Origin of the sequence: Shewanella sp. 10B (assembly GCF_023475885.1) — a bacterium.
GTDB classification, from domain to species: domain Bacteria; phylum Pseudomonadota; class Gammaproteobacteria; order Enterobacterales; family Shewanellaceae; genus Shewanella; species Shewanella mangrovisoli.
In genome coordinates, this window is the sequence record NZ_JAMDJO010000001.1 from 606,490 (window position 1) to 626,853 (window position 20,364).

Annotated in this window: 21 protein-coding genes and 1 other RNA gene; 9 read left to right on the top strand and 13 right to left on the bottom strand. The window is 48.4% G+C overall.

Features of this window, described 5'->3' with window-relative positions; translation table 11 throughout:
• Nucleotides 1-51: 51 nt before the first annotated feature.
• Nucleotides 52-1,917, top strand: a complete 1,866-nt coding sequence (gene ppiD / locus M0415_RS02500; RefSeq protein WP_249555792.1) for a peptidylprolyl isomerase — start codon at nt 52-54, stop codon at nt 1,915-1,917.
• A 152-nt stretch (nt 1,918-2,069) separates the two neighbouring features.
• Here ppiD and M0415_RS02505 read toward each other — a convergent pair whose 3' ends face one another.
• From M0415_RS02505 to pspF, 8 genes are all read right to left on the bottom strand, one after another.
• Complete coding sequence (locus tag M0415_RS02505; protein ID WP_011717545.1) at nt 2,070-2,282, bottom strand: TOBE domain-containing protein; 213 nt, start codon at nt 2,280-2,282, stop codon at nt 2,070-2,072.
• 118 nt (nt 2,283-2,400) lie between these two features.
• Nucleotides 2,401-3,603, bottom strand: coding sequence for an enoyl-ACP reductase FabV (gene fabV, locus M0415_RS02510; RefSeq protein ID WP_249555791.1), 1,203 nt, complete (start codon nt 3,601-3,603; stop codon nt 2,401-2,403).
• A 105-nt stretch (nt 3,604-3,708) separates the two neighbouring features.
• Nucleotides 3,709-4,494: a peptide ABC transporter ATP-binding protein gene (locus tag M0415_RS02515; RefSeq protein WP_011717543.1), complete on the bottom strand. Its 786-nt coding sequence runs from the start codon at nt 4,492-4,494 to the stop codon at nt 3,709-3,711.
• A complete protein-coding gene (locus tag M0415_RS02520; protein ID WP_023267527.1) occupies nt 4,475-5,482 on the bottom strand; it encodes a peptide ABC transporter ATP-binding protein in 1,008 nt (335 codons plus the stop codon). Before M0415_RS02520 ends, M0415_RS02515 begins: the two co-directional genes overlap by 20 nt.
• 3 nt (nt 5,483-5,485) lie before the next feature.
• Complete coding sequence (locus M0415_RS02525; protein ID WP_011623240.1) at nt 5,486-6,376, bottom strand: ABC transporter permease subunit; 891 nt, start codon at nt 6,374-6,376, stop codon at nt 5,486-5,488.
• Complete coding sequence (locus M0415_RS02530; protein ID WP_249555790.1) at nt 6,363-7,394, bottom strand: ABC transporter permease; 1,032 nt, start codon at nt 7,392-7,394, stop codon at nt 6,363-6,365. The genes M0415_RS02525 and M0415_RS02530 overlap by 14 nt, the downstream gene beginning before the upstream one ends.
• Nucleotides 7,394-9,019, bottom strand: a complete 1,626-nt coding sequence (gene sapA / locus M0415_RS02535; RefSeq protein WP_249555789.1) for an ABC transporter substrate-binding protein SapA — start codon at nt 9,017-9,019, stop codon at nt 7,394-7,396. Before sapA ends, M0415_RS02530 begins: the two co-directional genes overlap by 1 nt.
• Nucleotides 9,020-9,088: 69 nt before the next feature.
• Nucleotides 9,089-10,177, bottom strand: a complete 1,089-nt coding sequence (gene pspF, locus M0415_RS02540; protein WP_249555788.1) for a phage shock protein operon transcriptional activator — start codon at nt 10,175-10,177, stop codon at nt 9,089-9,091.
• A 177-nt stretch (nt 10,178-10,354) separates the two neighbouring features.
• On the opposite strand from pspF, the gene pspA reads away from it, so the two are divergent.
• From pspA to ffs, 8 genes are all read left to right on the top strand, one after another.
• Complete coding sequence (pspA, locus tag M0415_RS02545) at nt 10,355-11,038, top strand: phage shock protein PspA (RefSeq protein WP_011717539.1); 684 nt, start codon at nt 10,355-10,357, stop codon at nt 11,036-11,038.
• 17 nt (nt 11,039-11,055) lie between these two features.
• A complete protein-coding gene (gene pspB, locus M0415_RS02550) occupies nt 11,056-11,295 on the top strand; it encodes an envelope stress response membrane protein PspB (protein ID WP_011071929.1) in 240 nt (79 codons plus the stop codon).
• Entirely contained in the window at nt 11,282-11,668 is a 387-nt protein-coding gene (gene pspC / locus M0415_RS02555; protein ID WP_011623234.1) for an envelope stress response membrane protein PspC, read from the top strand. The genes pspB and pspC overlap by 14 nt, the downstream gene beginning before the upstream one ends.
• 94 nt (nt 11,669-11,762) lie before the next feature.
• Nucleotides 11,763-13,223, top strand: a complete 1,461-nt coding sequence (locus M0415_RS02560) for a YcjX family GTP-binding protein (protein ID WP_249555787.1) — start codon at nt 11,763-11,765, stop codon at nt 13,221-13,223.
• On the top strand, nt 13,220-14,422 hold the full coding sequence (locus tag M0415_RS02565; protein ID WP_249555786.1) for a TIGR01620 family protein: 1,203 nt from the start codon (nt 13,220-13,222) through the stop codon (nt 14,420-14,422). Before M0415_RS02560 ends, M0415_RS02565 begins: the two co-directional genes overlap by 4 nt.
• 318 nt (nt 14,423-14,740) lie before the next feature.
• Nucleotides 14,741-15,934 (top strand): methionine gamma-lyase, encoded by a 1,194-nt coding sequence (gene megL / locus M0415_RS02570; RefSeq protein WP_249555785.1) that lies wholly within the window; start codon nt 14,741-14,743, stop codon nt 15,932-15,934.
• 227 nt (nt 15,935-16,161) lie between these two features.
• On the top strand, nt 16,162-16,527 hold the full coding sequence (locus M0415_RS02575; RefSeq protein WP_249555784.1) for a ComEA family DNA-binding protein: 366 nt from the start codon (nt 16,162-16,164) through the stop codon (nt 16,525-16,527).
• Between the two features lie 225 nt (nt 16,528-16,752).
• An RNA gene (gene ffs, locus M0415_RS02580) (signal recognition particle sRNA small type) lies at nt 16,753-16,850 on the top strand.
• Nucleotides 16,851-16,999: 149 nt separating this feature from the next.
• On the opposite strand, the gene M0415_RS02585 is transcribed toward ffs, so the two are convergent.
• The 5 genes from M0415_RS02585 to M0415_RS02605 are packed head-to-tail and all read right to left on the bottom strand — an operon-like array spanning nt 17,000 to nt 20,363.
• Complete coding sequence (locus M0415_RS02585; RefSeq protein WP_249555783.1) at nt 17,000-17,287, bottom strand: late competence development ComFB family protein; 288 nt, start codon at nt 17,285-17,287, stop codon at nt 17,000-17,002.
• 33 nt (nt 17,288-17,320) lie between these two features.
• Entirely contained in the window at nt 17,321-18,223 is a 903-nt protein-coding gene (locus tag M0415_RS02590) for a histone deacetylase family protein (RefSeq protein WP_249555782.1), read from the bottom strand.
• A 5-nt stretch (nt 18,224-18,228) separates the two neighbouring features.
• Nucleotides 18,229-18,921, bottom strand: coding sequence for a DUF2057 domain-containing protein (locus M0415_RS02595; RefSeq protein ID WP_089067509.1), 693 nt, complete (start codon nt 18,919-18,921; stop codon nt 18,229-18,231).
• A 9-nt stretch (nt 18,922-18,930) separates the two neighbouring features.
• Nucleotides 18,931-19,599 (bottom strand): primosomal replication protein, encoded by a 669-nt coding sequence (locus M0415_RS02600; RefSeq protein ID WP_176370290.1) that lies wholly within the window; start codon nt 19,597-19,599, stop codon nt 18,931-18,933.
• The gene (locus M0415_RS02605) at nt 19,590-20,363 is read right to left on the bottom strand and encodes a sulfite exporter TauE/SafE family protein (RefSeq protein ID WP_249555781.1); all 774 of its coding nucleotides are present in this window, start codon (nt 20,361-20,363) and stop codon (nt 19,590-19,592) included. Before M0415_RS02605 ends, M0415_RS02600 begins: the two co-directional genes overlap by 10 nt.
• Nucleotide 20,364: the final 1 nt, after the last annotated feature.

The window sequence follows — 20,364 nt, forward strand, 5'->3', positions numbered from 1 at the left end:
TCAAGTTGATGCGCCTTTTTATTTTGTTAATCGCAACGAGCGAGAAATCTGATGTTAGAAAAGATCCGCGACGGTTCGCAAGGCGTGATTGCTAAAGGCATTCTCGTACTTGTGATTTTATCTTTTGCATTTGCAGGCGTGAGTAGCTATTTAGGCTCAAAATCGGACGTCCCTGCCGCAGAAGTCAACGGTGACAAAATCACTAAAGCCGAGTTAGAGCAGGCCTATCAGAGCGAACGCGCTCGTATGGAGCAACAACTGGGTGAAATGTTTGCTGCGTTATCTGCCGACGAAAGATACCTAGAAAGCATCAAGCAGAGCGTACTCGAACGTTTAGTGGCCGATAAATTGATTGACCAAGCTGCCGCCGCGATGGGGCTGCGTGTGTCTGACGAGCAAATTATCACGGCGATTAAATCAGAACCCGCTTTCCAAACCGATGGCAAATTCGATAACGACCGTTATCAAGCGATTTTGCGTCAGTTAGGCTACCAGCCACAAACTTTCAGAAGCATGATGCGTGTCGATATGACCCGTCGTCAGTTAACTGCGGCGTTAGTGGGCACTGAATTCGTATTACCCGGTGAAGCTAAGCAATTAGCTGAGCTGCAAGGTCAAACTCGCGACATTCGCTACTTAGTAGTCGATTCTGCGCCATTCCTTGCGAATGCCTCTGTGACAGACGAGCAAGTTAAAAACTACTACGACACCAACCAAGGCCAGTTTATGAGCCCTGAGAAGGTGAGCTTAGAGTATGTCGAGTTAAACGCGGCTGATTTTGCTAAAGACAGCAAAGTGACTGATGAAGAAGCTCAGGCTTACTACGATGAACATAAGACGCAATATGTGTCTAACGAGAAACGTTTAGCGGCGCATATTCTGATTGGCCCGGGCAGCGATGAAGCGGCGGCAAAAGCCAAGGCTGAAGATTTAGCTAAGCAGTTAGATAACGGTGCTGATTTTGCTGAGTTAGCTAAAGCCAATTCTGAAGATACCTTAAGTGCGGAGCAGGGCGGTAAATTAGACTGGTTTGAACCCGGTGTCATGGACCCAAGCTTTGATACTGCACTGTTTGCACTGCAAAAAGGTCAGCATTCTGGCGTTGTGAAAACGGATTTTGGTTTCCACATCATCAAACTGTTAGACGTTCAACCTGGTACTACAGTGCCATTTGCGGATGTGAAAGCTAAGATTGTGGCTCAGCTGCAAGAGAAGAAAGCGGTAGATCAATTCTATAGCTTACAGAGCAAACTGGCTGATACCAGCTACGAAGTGCCTGATACCTTAGCCGAAACCGCAAAAGTGGTGGGGGTTGAGATTAAGACTACGCCAATGTTCTCACGTGATGATGTGCCAGCGGCATTGAATAAGCCTGATGTGGTAAAAGCGGCGTTCTCTGACACGGTTTTACGCCAAGGCCTAAACAGTGAAGTCATCGAACTTGAGCCAAACCATGTTGTGGTTATCCGTATGAAGGAACATCACGACGCGGGCACTATGCCATTAGCCGAAGTTAAGACCGACATCGCTGAGCGTTTGAAGCAAGATCAAGCGAACGAAGCAGCACGTGCTAAGGCGCAAGAGCTGATGACCCAAGTTAAAGCGGGCGCGACTGATGTGAGTTTAACGGCTAAGACTAAACTAGGCCGTGGCGCACAAGACGTAGACGCAGCGATTGTAGGCAAAGCCTTCCAAATGCCAACACCGAGTGCTGCACCTGTGGTTGACACTGTTGGTTTAGCTAATGGCTACGCTGTGATTGCTCTGGATAAAGTGAACGCGGCTGAGTCTGTTAGCGATGAGTTAGTCAATGCGCTGAAACAACGCTTAAATGCACAATACAGTGAAGCGGATTACCGCGGTCTGATTGAGTCACTGAAAGCGAATGCGAAAGTTCATTACCCTGTAGAAGGTTAATGATGATAAGGGATAGCTGAGCTTATCCCTTATTTTTGCGAAGCAATAAATGCTTTCGCGAAGCAAATAGAAAAGGCCAAGTGTTTACTTGGCCTTTTTGTTTGTCTTGAAACCGTGTTATCAAACGATCTGGGCGCTATAATACTAGCCGCTTAATCATCCACGCCAATCATCACGCTGCTAGCTTTAATGAGTGCGTAAGCCGAATCACCCACCTTCAAGTTTAAACGCTCACAGGAAGCTTTAGTGACGACAGAGGTTAACACTACGCCCGGTGCCAGTTCGATAGTGATTTCGTTGTTTACAGAGCCAATTTCAATCGCGGTAATAGTGCCACTCAGGGTATTACGTGCACTGATCTTCATTCTTTGTCCTTAGTTAGTGTTTGAATGGTCATGCTAGTTTAGCCTATTGCCGTGGGTTTGCAGCAAATAAAAACGCCACCCGAGGGTGGCGTTTAAAGGTAAGGTGTCATCGAGACGATTACAGCTCGATCACATCGAACTCAACGTATGGATTCACATCAGCATCGTAGTCGATACCTTCGATGCCAAAGCCGAACAGTTTAATGAACTCGGCTTTATACTCTTGATAATCGGTCAGTTCTGACAGATTTTCAGTGGTGACTTGTGGCCACAGATCACGGCAATGCTGCTGGATATCTTCGCGCAGTTCCCAATCGTCTAAACGCAGACGGTTGTCGCTGTCGGTCTCAGGTTTTGCACCATCGGCACGGAACAGACGCTCGCTGAACATGCGATAGATTTGCTCCATACAGCCTTCGTGCAGGCCTTCTTGGCGCATCTTCTTAAATACCATTGCAATATACAGTGGCATCACAGGGATGGCCGAGCTGGCTTGAGTGACAACGCTCTTCAGCACCGCAACGTTAGCACTGCCGCCTTTGGTTGCTAGCTTATCATTTAAGGCTTTAGCCGCGCGGTCTAAGTCCATCTTGGCTTGACCTAATGCGCCGTGCCAGTAGATTGGCCAAGTTAGCTCAGTGCCGATATAGCTGTAGGCTACGGTTTTGCAGTTATCGCTTAATACGCCAGCCTCGGCGAGTGCGTTAATCCACAGTTCCCAATCTTGACCACCCATCACTGTGACAGTATCGGCAATTTCTTGCTCAGTCGCAGGCTCAACGGTGGCTTCGATAATGCAGTCTTTGTTGGTATCAACGGCAGTCGCTGTATACACTTCACCGATTGGCTTGAGTGCAGAACGCACTAGCTCACCTGAGTCAGGCAGTTTGCGCACCGGTGATGCTAATGAGTAGACCACCATGTCCACTTGACCTAAATCTTGCTTGATAAGCTCGATAACTTTTTGCTTAGCTTCATGGCTGAAAGCATCGCAGTTGATGCTCTTAGAGTACAAACCTTCTGCTTTGGCAAATTTGTCGAAAGCGGCAGAGTTGTACCAGCCCGCGGTACCAGGTTTTGCTTCAGTACCAGGCTTTTCGAAGAACACACCAATGGTTGCGGCATCGCTACCGAAGGCGGCGGCAATGCGTGAAGACAGGCCATAGCCACTTGATGAACCAACAACAAGCACTTTCTTTGGACCGTTGGCGATTTTGCCTTTGGCTTTGGTTAAAGCAATTTGTTCTTGAACGTTAGCTTCACAACCAACGGGATGAGTTGTGGTACAAATGAATCCACGAATTTTGGGTTTGATAATCATGTTTAAGCTTCTTCTATCAAAATGACCAATAGGATAAATACTTCGGCGGCTAAATGGCATCTATTTTTAGCCAATTCGCCTGAATATTTAAGTGGTTGGAGCAGTTTAACGCTTATGAACAAACAGGCTCTGCTCCTGAATCAGCCTTTGGGTATATTCGTGCTGAGGCGAATTAAATATCTGTTCTGTTGGGGCTTTCTCAACCATCACCCCTTTGTGTAACACCATAATTTTATCGCTGACATGGCGAATAATATTGAGGTTATGGGACACGAAGATGTAGGACAAGCCTAAGTCCTTCTGCAATTTGAGCAGCAGGTTAAGGATCTGTGAGCGTACCGAGAGATCCAGGGCGGTTAATGCTTCATCGGCGATGATGATCTTCGGATTGAGCATCAGTGCCCGCGCCACTGCAACCCGCTGTTTTTGACCCTCCGAAATCATATGGGGATAAAAATCCGCATGCTCGGGCAATAAACCGACCTTCCTTAAGGTATCAATCACTTGGCCACTACGCTCCTTGGCGGATAACTCAGTGTTAAAGCGCAGTGGTTCATCTAGTAATTGGCCAATGGTGAGCCTTGGGTTGAGTGAGGTATTGGGATCTTGGAAAATCATCCGAATAAGGCGGCAGCGCTGCTTAATATTGCGACTATCAAGCGCCTCGCCCTCAAAGTAAATTTCACCGCCGCTGCGGGGCTCTGCGCCCACCAAAATACGCGCTAACGTACTCTTACCTGAACCCGCTTCACCCACAATCGCTAAGGTTTCGCCGCGGTTTAATTCAAAGGAAACCGGGGCTAAGGCATCGTTATATTGGCGAGTAAAGCCTTTATAGCCGGTATCGTACCTCTTAAAGAGATCGTTAACTTTAAGCAGTGGGGTCGTCATTTGTCGTTTCACCGTGGTAAGGGAAATGGCAGGCAAAGTAGCGGTCGCGTAAATGACTCAAACTAGGCTGATTAACGCATTTCTTTTGTGCCTCAGGGCATCTTGGCCCTAGGCGACAACCAATGGGCAGATGCTGCAGGGCGGGGGCCGAGCCTGGCAGAGTCGGCATAATGGCCTTGTGCGCCTCTATCCCCGAGTAATCTGGCATATTATCCAAGAGTGCCTTAGTGTAAGGATGATACGGCTGATTGATCAGTTCTTCCGTTGGGCCAGATTCCATCACTTGGCCGCAATAGAGCACGGATAGGTGATCGCACCACTGTGCCAGCGTTTCAAGCTCATGACTGATGATTAAAATCGACACGTTTTGCAGTTGGTTAAGCTGTGACAGTAGACGGAAAATCTGTGCCTGAGTACTCAGCTCCATCGAGTTGGTCGGTTCGTCGGCAATCAATAATCGCGGTTGGTTGGCGATCGCCATGGCGATCATCACTTTTTGGCATTCGCCTTCCGAAAGCTCCCAAGCATAGCTAGACATGACTTTTTGCGGATTCTTAATCCCGACCTTATGCAGCCATTTTTGCGCCGTGAGTTTGGCATGTTTGTGTTTTTGCCAAAAATAAGCCTTCGGATTCTTAGGCATAGCCTGCATCAGCTGACTACCCACGGTTTGCGAAGGGTCAAGGCTGCCTGAGGGGTCTTGGAAGATCATCGCCATATCTGAACCCATCAGATTACGGCGCTCCTTCGAGGTCATGGCCATCAGATTATTACCGTCCCACATCATGCGGTCGGCGGTAATGGTCCAATTGGGGCCTGGGATCCCAAGAATGGCTCTGGCGAGCAGACTGCGGCCCGAGCCCGATTCACCCACCAGACCGTGAATTTCCCCCGCGTTCAGGGTCAAACTCACTTTCTCAAGGGCGCGCACTCTGCCGTGGGGTGTGTCGAGCTCAATGGTCAGGTTTCTAACGTCGAGTAATGGCATAGGTTAGTTTCTGATGGGCGCAAGCGCCGATCTCAAGCCATCGCCCACCAAGTTAATGGCGAGCACACTAAAAAGAATTGCCAACCCTGGAATGGTCACAGTCCAAGGTGCGGTCAATAAATTATCCATGCCCTGGGCGACCATTGCACCCCATTCAGGACTGGGAGCTTGGGCGCCAAGGCTTAAAAAGCCAAGGGCGGCAATATCTAAAATCGCGGCAGAAATGGCTAAGGTGGTTTGAATAATCACCACTTCCCACACGTTTGGCATGATCACATACCAAAAAATCTGCAGCGAATTGGCGCCGTCTAAACGGGCGGCAGTTACGTATTCTTTCTGTAACTCTTCATGCACCGATTGATGAATGGAGCGTACAAACTGCGGCGTTAAGGCAATGCCCACAGCCCAGAAGACGTTTTCAAGCCCTGGCCCCATCACGGCAACCACTAAAATCGCCATTAATAGTGAAGGAATCGACAGCAATGCATCGAGCAAGTGCCCCAAAATACTGGACTTTAAGCCGCGCATCATGCCTGAGAGCGAGCCTATGATGAAACCCATAAACAGCGCGGTGCCGACAATCATTAGCGCCATGCCGAAGGTTAAATGCGCCCCATGTAGCAAGCGGCTAAAGATGTCTCGGCCCAGATCGTCTGTGCCTAAAAAGTGCGCCACTGTGCCCGAAGGGTCCCAAGAGGGCGGTAACAGCAAAGCCCGTGGATCCTGTGCCTCGGGTGAGAAGGGGGCAATCATTGGCCCGAATAGGGTGAGCAGCAGCAGAAAAGCAATGGTCCACAAACCCGCTAAGGCAAAGGGGTTTGCCGAAAAATTCTGCCAGACCCGCATCATCGGCGAGGCGATTTGATCTTCCTGATAAATTTTAATTGGAGGCATAAAGATCTTTTCTGCTCAAGGGATTGAAGACGGTATGCAGCACTTCAATCAAAATACTTAAAAAGATGATCAACAAGGCCACGGCTAAAATCCCGCCTTGGATAACCGTATAATCCCGTTGATAAATACCCGACACCAACCAAGAACCGACACCCGGCCAAGAGAAAATCATTTCAACAACAATCGCATAGCTCGCAAATGCTCCGAGCATTAATCCTAAGTGCTTCAATACGGGGATCAGCGCGTTGGGTAAGGCGTGGCGCAAAATAATGGTGTTGGTGTGCATGCCTCTGGCTTCGGCGGCGCGGATAAAGGTTTGGTTCATCACATTCATCATCGCCGAGCGCGTACTGCGTACGACTACGGTAAAAGGCAGCACTGCGAGTGTGGTGGCGGGCAGGACGATATGTAATAAGGCATCTTTAAAGGCCGATATGCGATATTCCGAATCAGACAGCAAAATGTCGACCAACATAAATCCGGTAACAGGTTTTATCTCATATAACAGATTGAGTTGCCCCGAGATTGGCAGCCAGCCTAGGTCTACACCAAACCAGAGTGACAAATACAAACCTAACCAGAATACAGGAACGGAATAGCCCGTCAGGGTAATCGCCATAATGGTGTTTTGGGTAAGTTTATGTTGGCTCTGGGAGGCCAACACGCCAAGCGGCACACCTAAACCTATTGCTATCACGGCCGCCATAACCGCAAGTTCAAAGGAGGCGGGAAGCACCGAGCTTAATTCTTCGGCCACGCTCTGGTGAGAAGTGACGGAGACACCCAAATTGCCGCTCAGCCTTTGCTGTAAATAAGCAATAAACTGCATGGCCTTATTGCTATCTAACTTATAGTCCTGCTCAATTTTCAGCAGTTGACTCTCTGATGGCGCATGGATACCCGTGAGGGCGAAGGTGCGCTCAACAGGAAACAACCCTGTTGCATAAAACAGTACACCGACCATCACGAGCGAAGTGGCAAGAAACAGGTTGAGGCGCCGTAACAGGTATCTGAACATCAGTGTGTCTCCTGCTCAGCTTGACTGGTACGGGCAAATGAGATGCCACCAAAAGGGGTCAACTGCATATCATGGATATTGCTGCGGGAGAGAGCGACTCGCTTGGCATGGGCCAGACTCAACATTGGTACTTGCTCGGCTAAGAAGGCTTCGGCCTCCTGGTAAATCTCCTTGCGCTCGGCCTGAGTCGAGACTTCCCTCGCTCTGTCTAGAATGGCATCAAACTCTTTATTGCACCAGCGAGAGCGATTGTTGTTTGATTGCATCGCCGAGCAACTCAGCAGTGGTGTGAAAAAGTTATCGGGGTCACTGTTATCGGCGTTCCAGCCGATGAGGACTGAGTCATATTCATCTCGGCTCAATCTTTGGCTAAAGACGCTCCAATCGTAACTGATAATATTGACCTTAACGCCGATATTGGCCAAGTCAGATTGAATTAACTCGGCGGTTTTCAACGCGTTAGGATTATACGCGCGGGCGACGGGCATGGCCCAGATATCGATGCTGAGATGTTTGATCCCCGCTTCTTTTAACAAATCCCGCGCTTTTTGCGGATTGTAATCTAACAGTTTTTTATTGCTGTCATAGGCCCAAGACGCTGGCGGCAGCACTCCAATAGCTTCTATGGCGGTGTTTTGATACACGGCACGTAAGATATTTTGCTTATCTACGGCATAGGCGAGGGCACGGCGCACGCGTACATCATCTAAAGGAGGCTTTTGTGTGTTAAAGGCCCAAAAGGCGACGTTAAGACCGGGTTGAGACTCAATGCTCAGCTGTTCATGCTGTTTGATAACGGGCAGTTCCCCCGCCTTGGGCAGGGCCGATACGCTGCAGTCGCCAGCGATAAGTTTTGCGAGTCTCACCGTGCTTTTGGGGGTGATATCGTAGACCAGCATATCGACTTTAGCGGGCTCACCCCAAAAGTCGGGATTGCGTCGATAGCGAATATATTCGTTTTTAGCGTAATGCACTAAGGTAAAAGGCCCTGTGCCGATGGCGAAATGATCGAGATTTTCAGGGTGCCCCAGTGCCAGTTGCTGATCGGCATATTCGCTCGAGAGGATAACGGCAAAGTCGGTGGCGAGATTCGATAAAAACGACGCATCTTTGCGCGCTAGCCGAAAGATAACCTCGTGGTCATTGATTTTTTCGACACTTTTAACTTGTTCTGAAAAGCCAATACTTTGGAAAAAGGGATAACCGGTACGTGATACGCCATGGTAAGGGTGATGTTTGTCGATAATTCGATTGAAGGAAAACAGCACATCGTCGGCATTAAAATCGCGACTCGGGGTAAAACGGGATGAATGTTGAAACTTAACATTTTCCCTGAGGGTGAAACGGTAACTTAAGCCATCGTCACTCTCGGCCCAACTGGTGGCCAACGCAGGCACGAGCTGGCCTGAGAGCGCATCATAGTCCACTAAGCGGCTATAAATTTGGTGTGAGGTCGCGTCGATAGTGGTGCCTGAGGTCACCAACTGCGGATTAAAAGACTCGGGATTCCCTTCGGAACAATAGACCAAACCAGAAGGGAGTCGTTGGGGGCCACATGCAACCAACAACCCACTCATGCAGAAAACTGCAGTTGATAGGCACAGGCGTCTTATTAGCACACTCATTTATAAATCATTATTTTATCGACTATGAACGGCTATTTTAGCAGTGCATCTCGCCCGTGGGCAATCTGCTTATGCTTTATCGAGCAAATTGTACTTTTTCAGAATGCCGCGCAGCTGGTGATAGCTTAAACCAAGGATTTCAGCCGTCTTCTTTTGATTGTACTGACTGGCCGACAAGGCTTGCTGGATAAGCTCCATCTCATAACGTTCGGTCTGCTCTTTAAAGTCTAAGGGAAAACTAAATGGGTTGCTCATGGACTCTGCAATGACGGCCGTGTCGACATCGGTTTTGGCCGACGTTACCACAGGCGCGCTCAGCGGCGCTTCAGGTGCGGTGATTTGGCGCTCACGGGTACGCACTCGCGTGGTTGGGCGATAGGGAGAGGCAAAGGGGTCGAGAATAATCTGCTCAATAGGGCGGTTCTCACCACTATTGCGATACACACTGCGCTCGACCACGTTCTTAAGTTCACGGATATTCCCCGGCCAGTCATGGCTCATCAGCTGTTCGACCGCGCTGGCACTGAAGCCACTGAAGAGTTCCAGCTTAAGTTGCCGTGCCATGCCCACGGCAAAGTATTCGGCTAAGGTCATGATATCTTCGGGGCGACAACGCAGCGGCGGCAAGGTGATCACATCGAACGCCAGACGGTCGAGCAAGTCGGCCCTAAATTCGCCGGCGTCGGCGAGAGAAGGTAAATCTTCGTTGGCTGCGCAGATAAGGCGCACATCCGCTTGAATGGTTTTACTGCCGCCGACCCGTTCAAATTCACCGTATTCGATGACCCGCAGCAGTTTTTCTTGGATTAATCCCGAGGTGTTGGCTAACTCATCGAGGAACAGGGTGCCCCCGTCGGCGCGCTCAAAACGGCCTTCGTGTTTGCCTTTGGCGCCGGTAAAGGCACCTGACTCATGGCCGAATAATTCACTTTCGAGTAGATTTTCACTCAAAGATGAACAATTTAGCTTAATAAAACTTTGATCCCAGCGTTTAGACAGATAATGTAAGCGTTCAGCAATCAGCTCTTTCCCCGTACCCCGCTCACCAATAATGAGCACAGGTTTAGAGAGTGGCGCTATCTGCGACACATGCTCTAACACTTCGAGTAGGGCGTTCGATTGGCCGATGAGGTTGTCTTGCTGAAATTTATTATCCACGATATTTTTTAGTCTTTCGCGCTAAATTTTGGTGAAAATGATAATAAGTGGCTTGAGCCATAAAATAAAGAAAAAGTTAAAAATATGTTTATCTTTATGAATTTAAACACAAAATAAAAGTTGGCACACTTAGTGTATTACCCTAAGCGAGACCAACATCAATTTGAGGATAGCATTATGGGAATTTTCTCTCGTTTCGCCGATATCATTAACTCCAATATCAGCGCATTACTCGATAAAGCAGAAGACCCTGAAAAAATGGTTCGTCTGATTATCCAAGAGATGGAAGATACACTGGTAGAAGTTCGTTCAACGTCAGCCAAAGTGTTAGCTGAAAAGAAAGAATTAATCCGTCGTATCAGCCGTGTTGAAGAACAAGTTCAAGATTGGCAAGACAAAGCAGAGCTGGCACTGTCGAAGGATCGCGAAGATTTAGCCAAGGCCGCTTTAGTTGAAAAACAAAAAGCTGCGGGCTTAGTGGATACCTTAAACCAAGAGTTGGCCGTGATCGACGAGCACATTGTGCGCTTAAAGGATGAAGTTAGCCTGCTGCAAGAAAAGTTGCTGGATGCTAAGGCGCGCCAAAAGACCATTATTTTGCGTAAACAAACCGCCTCATCACGTTTAGAAGTGAAGAAGCAGTTAGACTCAAGCAAAATCGACAACGCTATGCTGAAATTTGAGCAATATGAGCGCCGTGTCGAAGGGTTAGAAGCGCAGGTTGAATCCTACGATCTGGGTAATAAAAAGACATTAGCCGATGAGTTTGCCGCACTGGAAGCTGAAGATTCAGTGAATGCCGAGCTGGAAGCATTAAAGGCCAAAGTAAAAGGCAAAGCTGCGACTAAGTCAAAAGAATAACAATTCAGAGGTGAGTTATGGATATGGACATACTAATGGCACCAATTATCATCTTTATGATAGTGGTGGCGCCAATATGGTTAGTTCTTCATTATCGCAGTAAGCGACAAGTGAGCCAGGGACTCACTGAGGAAGAGTTTTCACAGCTCAATGATTTGATTGCTAAAGCCGATAAGATGGCTGCACGCATCGAAACCTTAGAGGCCATTCTGGATTCAGAATCGCCTGAATGGAGGGGCAAACATGAGAGGAACTAGTGGCCGTACTTTGTATCGCATTCCCCAGTCAGGTAAAGTCGCAGGTGTGTGTGCGGGGATAGCCGAATACTTTGCAATTGAAACATGGTTAGTGCGGGTACTTGCGGTTTCTATCTTCCTATTAGGTGGTTCGGGCGTCGTGTTTATCATCTATGTTGCGTTATGGGTGATACTCGACATCAAACCCCAAAATAGCACTGTTAGGGATGACATCGAGGTGAAGAAGAAACCTTGGCAATCGGGAGAGCCTGCTAAACAAGCGCTGAGCGATGTGAGCAGGCAATTTAGAAGCCTAGAGGTGAGACTGCAAAACCTTGAACGCCATGTAACATCTGATAACTTTGATTTAAAAAGACAAATCAATAGCTTGTAATCCCTCTAAAGGGCGGCCATGTCCGCCCTTGTTGCTTAATCTCCCGTGAATTCCAGTGTATAGTTAACCTCATTCAACATTTAGGGACATCCTTATGGGAATGCTTGACGTTTCGCTCCATAAATTAACTCAGAAGAGCCAATCCCTGCTCCATAGAACGGCTGACAGGCATTTACGACTCGCGGTAACAGGGTTATCGGGGGCGGGCAAAACCGCATTTATTACCGGATTAGTCAACCAACTACTCAATAGTGGCGCGGCTTCTCAGGTATCCCATTCCCGCCATGGGAATGCTTTACCTCTGTGGCAAGTAAGCCGTGAGCAACGTTTGCTCGGAGTGAAGCGGGCGATGCAGCCGGATCTTGAAATTGCCAGCTTCGATTATCAGAGCGCAATGTTAGCGCTTACTTCGACGCCTCCGACTTGGCCAGCATCGACCCGCACGATTTCGGAGCTGCGCTTAGCCATCAAATACCAGCCGCAGAAGGGGCTGCTAGCCAAGTTTGCCGATACCGCTACGCTGTATTTAGATATTGTCGATTATCCCGGCGAGTGGCTATTAGATTTACCTATGCTGCGACAAAGCTTTATCGAGTGGTGCAGCGCGCAGCAACAACGTGTCGCTGTGCTAAAAAGCTCGCCTTTGTATGCAGAATTTCAAACTTCGTTAAGTGCGCTCAATTTAACCGAGGCGGCCGATGAGCTGCAGCTTAAACGCATTGCCGATCAGTATCAGCAACTCTTGCACGATTTAGTGCATGTACAGGGTTATTATCAGGCACAACCCGGACGAATGTTATTACCAGGGGAATGGGAAGGCGCGCCGCTGCTGGCGTTTTTTCCGCTGTTATCGGTGACCGACAATCAATGGAACGAGCTCAAACAAAGCGATAAACACAGCGCCTTTCATGTCCTAGAAAAACGCTACCAAGAATACGTGGCTAAGGTCGTTAAACCTTTCTATAAGCAGCATTTTGCGGGGTTTGACCGCCAGTTAGTGCTGGTTGATTGCTTCAGCGCCTTAAACCGCGGCAAAACCCAGTTTGAGGATATGGGCGCCGCATTAAATGCCATTATGGAGAGTTTTCAATACGGCCAATCCAGTTACTTACGCCGATTGTTTGCGCCGCGGATAGACAGATTATTATTTGCCGCCAGTAAGGTTGACCATGTGACGCGGGATCAGCAAAGTCATGTGTTATCCCTGCTCACCGATATGCTCAAACATAGCCAACATTTTGCCAGTTTCGATGGTTGTAAAGTTGAGACTATGGCCATTAGTGCCATTAAGGCGACGCGTCATGGCATGGTGACCACTCAAGAAGGGGATGTGGAAGTCGTGCAGGGGATTGGATTGAACGGCCAAGCCCTGACGCTTTTTCCAGGCGAAGTGCCCACTCGCTTACCCGAGCCCAACTTTTGGCGCGACCAAGGGTTTCATTTTATGGGATTTGCTCCGCCGAATAACAGCAATGTGGACCCATCTTCGGTGCATTTTGACCATATCCGTCTCGATCATCTTCTGCAGTATCTCGTGGGGGATAAATTGGAATGAGTTTAGATTCGTTACCACCTTCAAGTGAGTCAGAGACAAACGGGCTCGATAAGCCAATGTCTGAAAATACACTTGGAAGCCAACCGCTCAAAAAACAACAAGTATTTGATTCTGATAAGGTCAAACTTCAGTCTGCCTCTGATGAGCTTAAGAGTGCCCAAGCTTTTGCACCACTGACACCCTTAAAAGCGGTGGATGAAGTTGTCGATGATGCCTTAGCGGCTCATCCGCAAGCATTGGATGTATCATCCATTCGGCCAAAACTGCATCAATCTCGCCGTTGGTCTTGGCTGGCGCGTTTATCCGTCTTTGGGTTATTGCTACTGGTTTTAGTGCAAACGGGATTAGGTTTGCGAGACGCTTGGTTATCAAGCCCTTGGTTATTTAGCTTTTATGGCGCAGTACTCGGTTTAGTCGGCAGCTGGGCTATGGTCGGAGCCTTGGGCGAATACCGTAAATTAAAACGCCTCAAGCAGGTTGCCGATACGCAAGAGTCGGGTGCAAGGCTTGCCCTCAGTATGCAAATGGGCGAGGCCGATGGTTTTATCAATAATATAGTGCGCCATTATCCCGATAGTCAGGGGCTACAGCGACTGCGTCAGTCGCTCAAAGATGAACATAACGATGCTGAAAAAGTGCTGTTATTTGAGGATTTAGTGCTTACTGAGCGGGATGAACTGGCGAAAAAAATCGTCCGTCGATACGCGGCCGAGTCAGCCGTGTTGCTTGCCGCGAGTCCGCTAGCTGCATTGGATATGGCCATTATTCTTTGGCGTAACCAACGCATGCTGCGTGATGTCGCCGCCTGTTATGGGATAGAATTAGGCTATTGGAGCCGGATAAAACTCATTCGTAGCATCATTATTAACATCATCTATGCCGGTACCAGCGAGTTAGTGACCGATTTGGGCACCCAACTGCTGTCGGTTGAGATGACGGGGAAATTATCTGCACGGCTTGCCCAAGGCTTAGGTGGCGGGCTGCTCACGGCGCGCTTAGGGTATCAAGCCATGGCGTTGTGTCGACCGATTCAGTTTAGGGAGGAGCAGCGCCCCAAATTATCGAAAGTTCATCAAGAGTTGTTGATTGAGCTTAAACAGTTTGCCGGTAAGTTATTGACTAAAGACGGGCGCGATGCGCTTAAGAGCCAATTAGAGGCTGCTGAGCTTAAAACAGGCTCAATACCCAAAGAGAAATAACCTAGCCGAGTGCGCAACACCGCGACTGCACTTTAGGCTAAATGCTAATGCGCTAATGACCCTGTCATTAGCGCATTTTTTATCGCAGATTTTCTGCCCCAAACCTCTGAATGTAACAACTTAGTTACAGCGCCTCTGATGCTATTTTCACCATGACACTGGTTTCACCCGCTCGGCAGGGTATGTTAGTGCTTATTCGATAGGGCTAATGTTTCATTAACTTAACAATAGGACTTATCAAGACCCTAAGCATGGCCTCATTAAAACGAACAATGAAACAACAAGCGAATGAGGCTCTGCGACAACAAGGAGTGAGCAATGCAAGATGAATCAAGCAAGCAGTGGAAAGCCGCAACCCAAGCCATTCATGCCGGGCATGAGCGCGAAGCCTTTGGTACTTTAGTGACGCCACTTTATCAAACGGCGACCTTTGTCTTTGAGTCGGCGCAGCAAGGTGGTGAGCGATTCGCTGGCAACGAACCCGGTTACATTTATACTCGCCTAGGTAACCCGACAGTTGCCGAGCTGGAACGTAAAATGGCGATTTTAGAAGGGGCAGAAGCGGCGGCGGCAACTGCTTCAGGTATGGGGGCGGTGTCGGCGGCGCTGTTGGCTAACCTCCAGATGGGCGATCATTTAGTGGCTTCCAATGCTGTTTATGGCTGCACTTTTGCCCTTATGACCAGCCAATTTGCCCGCTTCGGTATCGAAGTCACCTTAGTCGATTTTACCGATTTAGCGGCCATTGAGCGGGCTATCAAAGCCAACACTAGGGTGGTTTTTTGCGAAACTCCGGTTAATCCTCATCTACAGGTGTTTGATCTTAAAGGTATCGCCGATATTGCGAAACGGCATCAGCTTGTCAGTATTGTCGATAATACTTTTATGACGCCGCTGCTACAGCAACCCTTGGCATTCGGCATCGATTTAGTGGTACACAGTGCGACTAAGTATTTGAATGGACACGGCGATGTGATTGCCGGGGTCGTGTGTGGCAGTGAAGAGCAGCTGCACAGAGTGAAATATGAAATCCTAAAAGATATCGGTGCCGTCATGTCTCCCCACGATGCTTGGCTGATTTTGCGCGGGCTGAAAACCTTAGATGTGCGTTTGCAGCGCCATTGTGACAGTGCCCAGCGTGTCGCCGAGTTTTTGGAGCAACATCCTGCTGTGACTCGGGTGTATTATCCCGGGCTTAAATCCCATTCAGGGCATCGATTTATCGGTGGACAGATGGCGAGAGCTGGTGGCGTGATTGCCTTTGAGTTAGCCGCCTCTCTTGAACAAGCCATGGCTTTTGTGGGTTACCTTAAGCTGTTTTCAATCGCCGTAAGTTTGGGGGATGCGGAATCCCTTATTCAGCACCCAGCTTCCATGACCCATTCGCCCTACACGCCAGAGGCGCGCCAGGCCGCGGGGATAAGTGATAATTTACTGCGGATCTCAATCGGTTTAGAGGATTGTGACGATATCATCGAGGATTTAAACCAAGCCTTGGCCATGCTGGCATAAGGCTCTGTGAGGTTTAGTGAAAGGATGTCCTTTGGCATCCTTTTTGTTTTATGGCACGACGCAATGTGCCACATCATCAACAACGCTATCTGCAAAGAATGGGTTATGTTAGCGATTCGCAATATTTGTTTTGAGCCGTTTGGAAATTCATAAAAGCTTCGTCTATGTTTGATTGACGGCCACGGAAGTAGGACGAAAGGCCGAATTTCAAGGAGAGAGGAAGCATTATGAAAGTAACACACCGTTTACCCGCAATGGTGAGCGCCATTGTCTTTTCAGCCCTGTTTGCACTACCTGCGATGGCGGCCGATCCCGTTAAAGAAGCCAGTAAAGTACAAACTCAAGCTAAGACCGATGCTAAAAGTACGGCAATGGATGCTAAGCAAGCCATGCCTGATTCGGCTCAGGTGAATATCAATACCGCCTCGTCTGAGCAGTTACAAATGCTCAAGGGCATTGGGGCGGCCAAGGCGCAGGCCATCATAGACTATCGAACGCAGAATGGTAAATTTAAGGCCATTGATGAGTTGGCCAATGTCTCTGGTATTGGCGCTAAGCTGATTGAGCAAAATCGTCATATGATTAAGCTCTAGGGATAAGGCGCATCCTGATTCTTGGTGCTGGAGCCCTTATAAGAAAAAGCCTGCATTAGCAGGCTTTTATCATTTTCACTTAGCTAGTTTGCCTATAGATTGTCCAGTTAAACCGGATATTTGCCAAACGGACGGATTAGCACTTGATCCCATAGGAGCCATGGGGGATAATCCGCGTCGTTCGGTGATCATCCACCAAGTGATACACTCGAAGTTATGGTGACCCTAGGGTCCCCCCGCAATGATAACTTGTGAACTCGGCCAGGCCCGGAAGGGAGCAACCGCAGCAAGCGACTCGTGTGCCGGGGTGTCGGCTCTAGGGGAACCTCCAAATCTCCCATCATTTTCCAATCTTCTTTATCTTTAACTCTACGATTAGTAATAACTGCTTTACTTAGCATTTAGCAACACTGCTAAATTTACTCGTAAAAGCTTGTTGTAAATTGATATAGCGATACCAATACCATACGACTTAGCTGTCTGATTCTTCCTGCTGCATTCTTTTTTGTAGATTCTGTTTAAGAAAGGCGCGTGATTTCTCTAATGCGGCTTGGATCTCTCGTTTAAGTTCTTGCAACTCGTTGTAATCTTCAAAGAAATAGGTGTCGACTAGGTGACGAATATAGCGCACGGGCAGTTGATTGAGTGTCACACAGCAGAGATCGGCTAAATAATCCTCCGGCAATTCATCCATCAGGCCTTCATCGGATAACATTTCCATTAAGAGAACTTCGTAATAGTTACGGATTTCGAGTTGCATCGCTGTGCTCCATGATGATTTTTATTGAGTTTGCTACCACAAATGGTTGGCTGCAATAAAAAGTTGGCTATGTCTTTGGCTTAATTGTAGTTCGTCTCGGCTGTAGCCGCCGCCAATTACCGCTGCAACAGGAATATTTGCTGCTTTTGCCATAGATAACACAGTTAAATCACGTTGATATAATCCCTGCTTGCTGATCTTTAGGTGCCCTAAGTCATCATCTTGATGAATATCGACGCCAGCGTCATACAGGATGAAATCCGGTTGATGGAGTCGAATCAGCAACTCAAGAGTCTGTTCGACGGTTTCCTGATAAGCGCTGTCATCTGCACCTTTCGTCAGTTCAATATCATAGTGTGACTGCTGTTTACGACTGGGAAAATTCTCTTTGCAGTGGATGGAGCAACTGATAATGCCTTGATGCCTGTGGCTGAGGGTGGCTGTGCCATCACCTTGATGCACGTCACAGTCAAAAATCAGTACCTTATGTAATTGCTGCTCGGCCATCAGTTTGCGGGCGGCGATAATCAAGTCGTTGAAAATACAGTAGCCGCTGCCAAAGTCATAGTGTGCATGGTGATAACCGCCCGTTAAGTGAAGGGCGATACCCGATTGCAAGGCTAAATGTGCGGTCATACTCGTCCCCGATATTGAGTGCAAAGTGCGCTCGACCAAGGCTTCACTCCATGGAAAGCCTATACGTCTTAAGGCCGTACTGGCTAAGCTGCCTTGGATAAATTGTTCGACATAATCTTGCTGATGCACCTGCATTACATCTTCTGCCGTCATCGGCGAGGGAGTATGGAATTGAGCCGGAACAGCCAGTTGATTATCGAGCAGATACTGATAAAGACGTGCGTATTTGGTCGTGGGAAAGCGGTGGTGAGAGGGTAACGCCAGCTTGGAGTAGCTGGCGTGATAAACCAATGGGATCATCTTGATTAGAGTTGTGAAATAGCCCAGCTCATAAACTCTTTACGTGTTTTCTCATCGGCTTGTAACCACCAGTATTGCAACATCTGTTGTGGATTCGCGCCAGCCGCTTTAGAAGTATCAACCGGAGCGGTTAATGAGGTGGCGTTCACAGCTGCCTGGGCAGAAGTGGGGGCTGGTGTGGCAACAACCGCCGCTGTGCCTGCTGCGCCCGTTGCTGCGGCTGCAGTGCCTGACACATCTACCGCTTGGTTACCGCTAAAGAGACGGGAGACAAAGCTCTCTTCTTCAATGTCGGTGTTTGTCACTTTGTAATTCACCTGACCTTTGTCAGAGCGGGTTAATACGACCTGAGGATTTTGAGCGAAGGTTTTAGGCTTTTTAACGACCTTGCCCTCAGCGGCTTGCAAATAATATTGATGATCGCCGTCCACTTCTAAGGTCACGATAAAAGGGGATGACTTAACGAAGGTTTGGCTGTCACTGAAATCGTCTTCAACCATCTCATGGTAACGGATCGCGATTTTGTGAGTGCCGGGCGCCAACTCTAAGCTGCTTTTATGGTTGAATACGCTGGACTCGACTTTTTTGCCGTCGAGGGCAAGGTATTCGAAGGACATAGGGATATTCAGATCTGCGGCAAAGGCTGAGGCAGAGCCGAGTAGCACTAGCAGGCTGCTGATTGGCAAAAGTGATTTCATTGTTGCTCCTTAACGATTATGACTCTGATGCGGACGTTCGAATGCTTGAATGCGATCTTCGATATAACTGATGGCTTGCCTGCATTTACCCAAACGACGATGCATCAAAAGGATGTCATTTTGCAAACGGATTTTGTCAGCACTATGACAGTTTTCAAGTTTTGATTCCATTTCTGCAATTTTTTGTTCAAATTTCTTAGCCCAATTCAGATGCTTATTCAGTTCGGCATAGATTTCGTGGCTATTTTGTAACACATTGCTGGCAATCCAAGCAAACCCACTGGCTTGGTGCGATTGGGTCTGTTGTTGGGCAAAACGCGCACGTTTACTGGCACGTTGTTGATTTTTAGACTTTATATCGATTGAGGTTGTCAGTAGCGCCCGTTTAACCGCGGTAAAACGGTCTTGAATACGTTCACAGCTTAGGGCGATGGTTTGCGGCGCGAGTTTTAGGGCGATCTGTTTCTCTAACTGACCGATACTATTACGTATTTGTTCAATGCAGGGCATCAGTTGGGCGCCATTTTGAATAAACAGCGACTGATTAAAGCGCTCAATATCCTGCAGAAGTTTACGCTGGCTCGGCGCAAGATGACTATCATGTTGCAGTACCTCTTGCTCGAGTGTTGTGAGCTGATTTTTCAACGTGCTGATTAGCTGCGAAGTGTTCAAAACCATGCGCTCCACGCCAGATTAGCGGCAATTGACAGGACAATTAATATAAACAAAGGCCGAATAAAAGGCATACCAAATTTTATCGCGCAGCGGGCACCGATAAAGGAGCCGAGCATCATAGATAACCCCATCCACAGACCGATTTGCCAATGGACTTGCCCTAGAAAGCCAAAGATTGCCAGCGCCGTTAAGTTACTGGTAAAAGTCATGGCTCTGGCAAGCGCGCAGCTATGCAACAGTGGTAGTTTGTATAAAGCGCCTGAACTCACAGTCCAAAAGGCACCAATGCCAGGGCCGGCAAAACCATCATAACCACCCAGCAGGAGCCCTTGCAGACTTTGTTTGAGTTTAGATTGGGCTTTTGTTGGTGCCTGACAATCGGTATCCGAGATGGCATTTGGGCTCACCAAGCTGTATATCGCGATGCCAATAATGAGCAGTGGTAAGGCTTTTTCAAGCCACTGGGCATTTAACAGGTACACCAACACACTGCCGAGTACTGCACCAATAAAGGTGGCGATAAACGCCATATACCAAAAACTGGGTTTGAGCAGATGTTGTCGATAATAGGTCCAAGCCGCCATGGAGGAGCCAAAACTGGCGGCAAATTTATTGGTACCTAAGGCGGTATGGGGCGGGATCCCGAGGGTGAGCAGGGCAGGAATGGAGAGCAGGCCTCCACCACCGACTACGGCATCGATAAAACCTGCAATTAAGCCAATGACAGCCAACAGGGCCCAGTTACTGGGCTCGAGTAACAACTCCAAA

Bases quoted from the DNA above. Each gene is read 5' to 3' on its own strand.
- M0415_RS02585 (WP_249555783.1), bottom strand. From the start codon at position 17,287: ATGCAACTCGAAATCCGTAACTATTACGAAGTTCTCTTAATGGAAATG.
- pspA (WP_011717539.1), top strand. From the start codon at position 10,355: ATGGGAATTTTCTCTCGTTTCGCCGATATCATTAACTCCAATATCAGC.
- M0415_RS02530 (WP_249555790.1), bottom strand. From the start codon at position 7,394: ATGTTCAGATACCTGTTACGGCGCCTCAACCTGTTTCTTGCCACTTCG.
- M0415_RS02505 (WP_011717545.1), bottom strand. From the start codon at position 2,282: ATGAAGATCAGTGCACGTAATACCCTGAGTGGCACTATTACCGCGATT.
- M0415_RS02595 (WP_089067509.1), bottom strand. From the start codon at position 18,921: ATGAAATCACTTTTGCCAATCAGCAGCCTGCTAGTGCTACTCGGCTCT.
- M0415_RS02600 (WP_176370290.1), bottom strand. From the start codon at position 19,599: ATGGTTTTGAACACTTCGCAGCTAATCAGCACGTTGAAAAATCAGCTC.
- M0415_RS02575 (WP_249555784.1), top strand. From the start codon at position 16,162: ATGAAAGTAACACACCGTTTACCCGCAATGGTGAGCGCCATTGTCTTT.
- sapA (WP_249555789.1), bottom strand. From the start codon at position 9,019: ATGAGTGTGCTAATAAGACGCCTGTGCCTATCAACTGCAGTTTTCTGC.
- M0415_RS02520 (WP_023267527.1), bottom strand. From the start codon at position 5,482: ATGCCATTACTCGACGTTAGAAACCTGACCATTGAGCTCGACACACCC.
- M0415_RS02590 (WP_249555782.1), bottom strand. From the start codon at position 18,223: ATGATCCCATTGGTTTATCACGCCAGCTACTCCAAGCTGGCGTTACCC.
- megL (WP_249555785.1), top strand. From the start codon at position 14,741: ATGCAAGATGAATCAAGCAAGCAGTGGAAAGCCGCAACCCAAGCCATT.
- M0415_RS02525 (WP_011623240.1), bottom strand. From the start codon at position 6,376: ATGCCTCCAATTAAAATTTATCAGGAAGATCAAATCGCCTCGCCGATG.
- M0415_RS02560 (WP_249555787.1), top strand. From the start codon at position 11,763: ATGGGAATGCTTGACGTTTCGCTCCATAAATTAACTCAGAAGAGCCAA.
- ppiD (WP_249555792.1), top strand. From the start codon at position 52: ATGTTAGAAAAGATCCGCGACGGTTCGCAAGGCGTGATTGCTAAAGGC.
- pspB (WP_011071929.1), top strand. From the start codon at position 11,056: ATGGATATGGACATACTAATGGCACCAATTATCATCTTTATGATAGTG.
- M0415_RS02565 (WP_249555786.1), top strand. From the start codon at position 13,220: ATGAGTTTAGATTCGTTACCACCTTCAAGTGAGTCAGAGACAAACGGG.
- fabV (WP_249555791.1), bottom strand. From the start codon at position 3,603: ATGATTATCAAACCCAAAATTCGTGGATTCATTTGTACCACAACTCAT.
- M0415_RS02515 (WP_011717543.1), bottom strand. From the start codon at position 4,494: ATGACGACCCCACTGCTTAAAGTTAACGATCTCTTTAAGAGGTACGAT.
- pspC (WP_011623234.1), top strand. From the start codon at position 11,282: ATGAGAGGAACTAGTGGCCGTACTTTGTATCGCATTCCCCAGTCAGGT.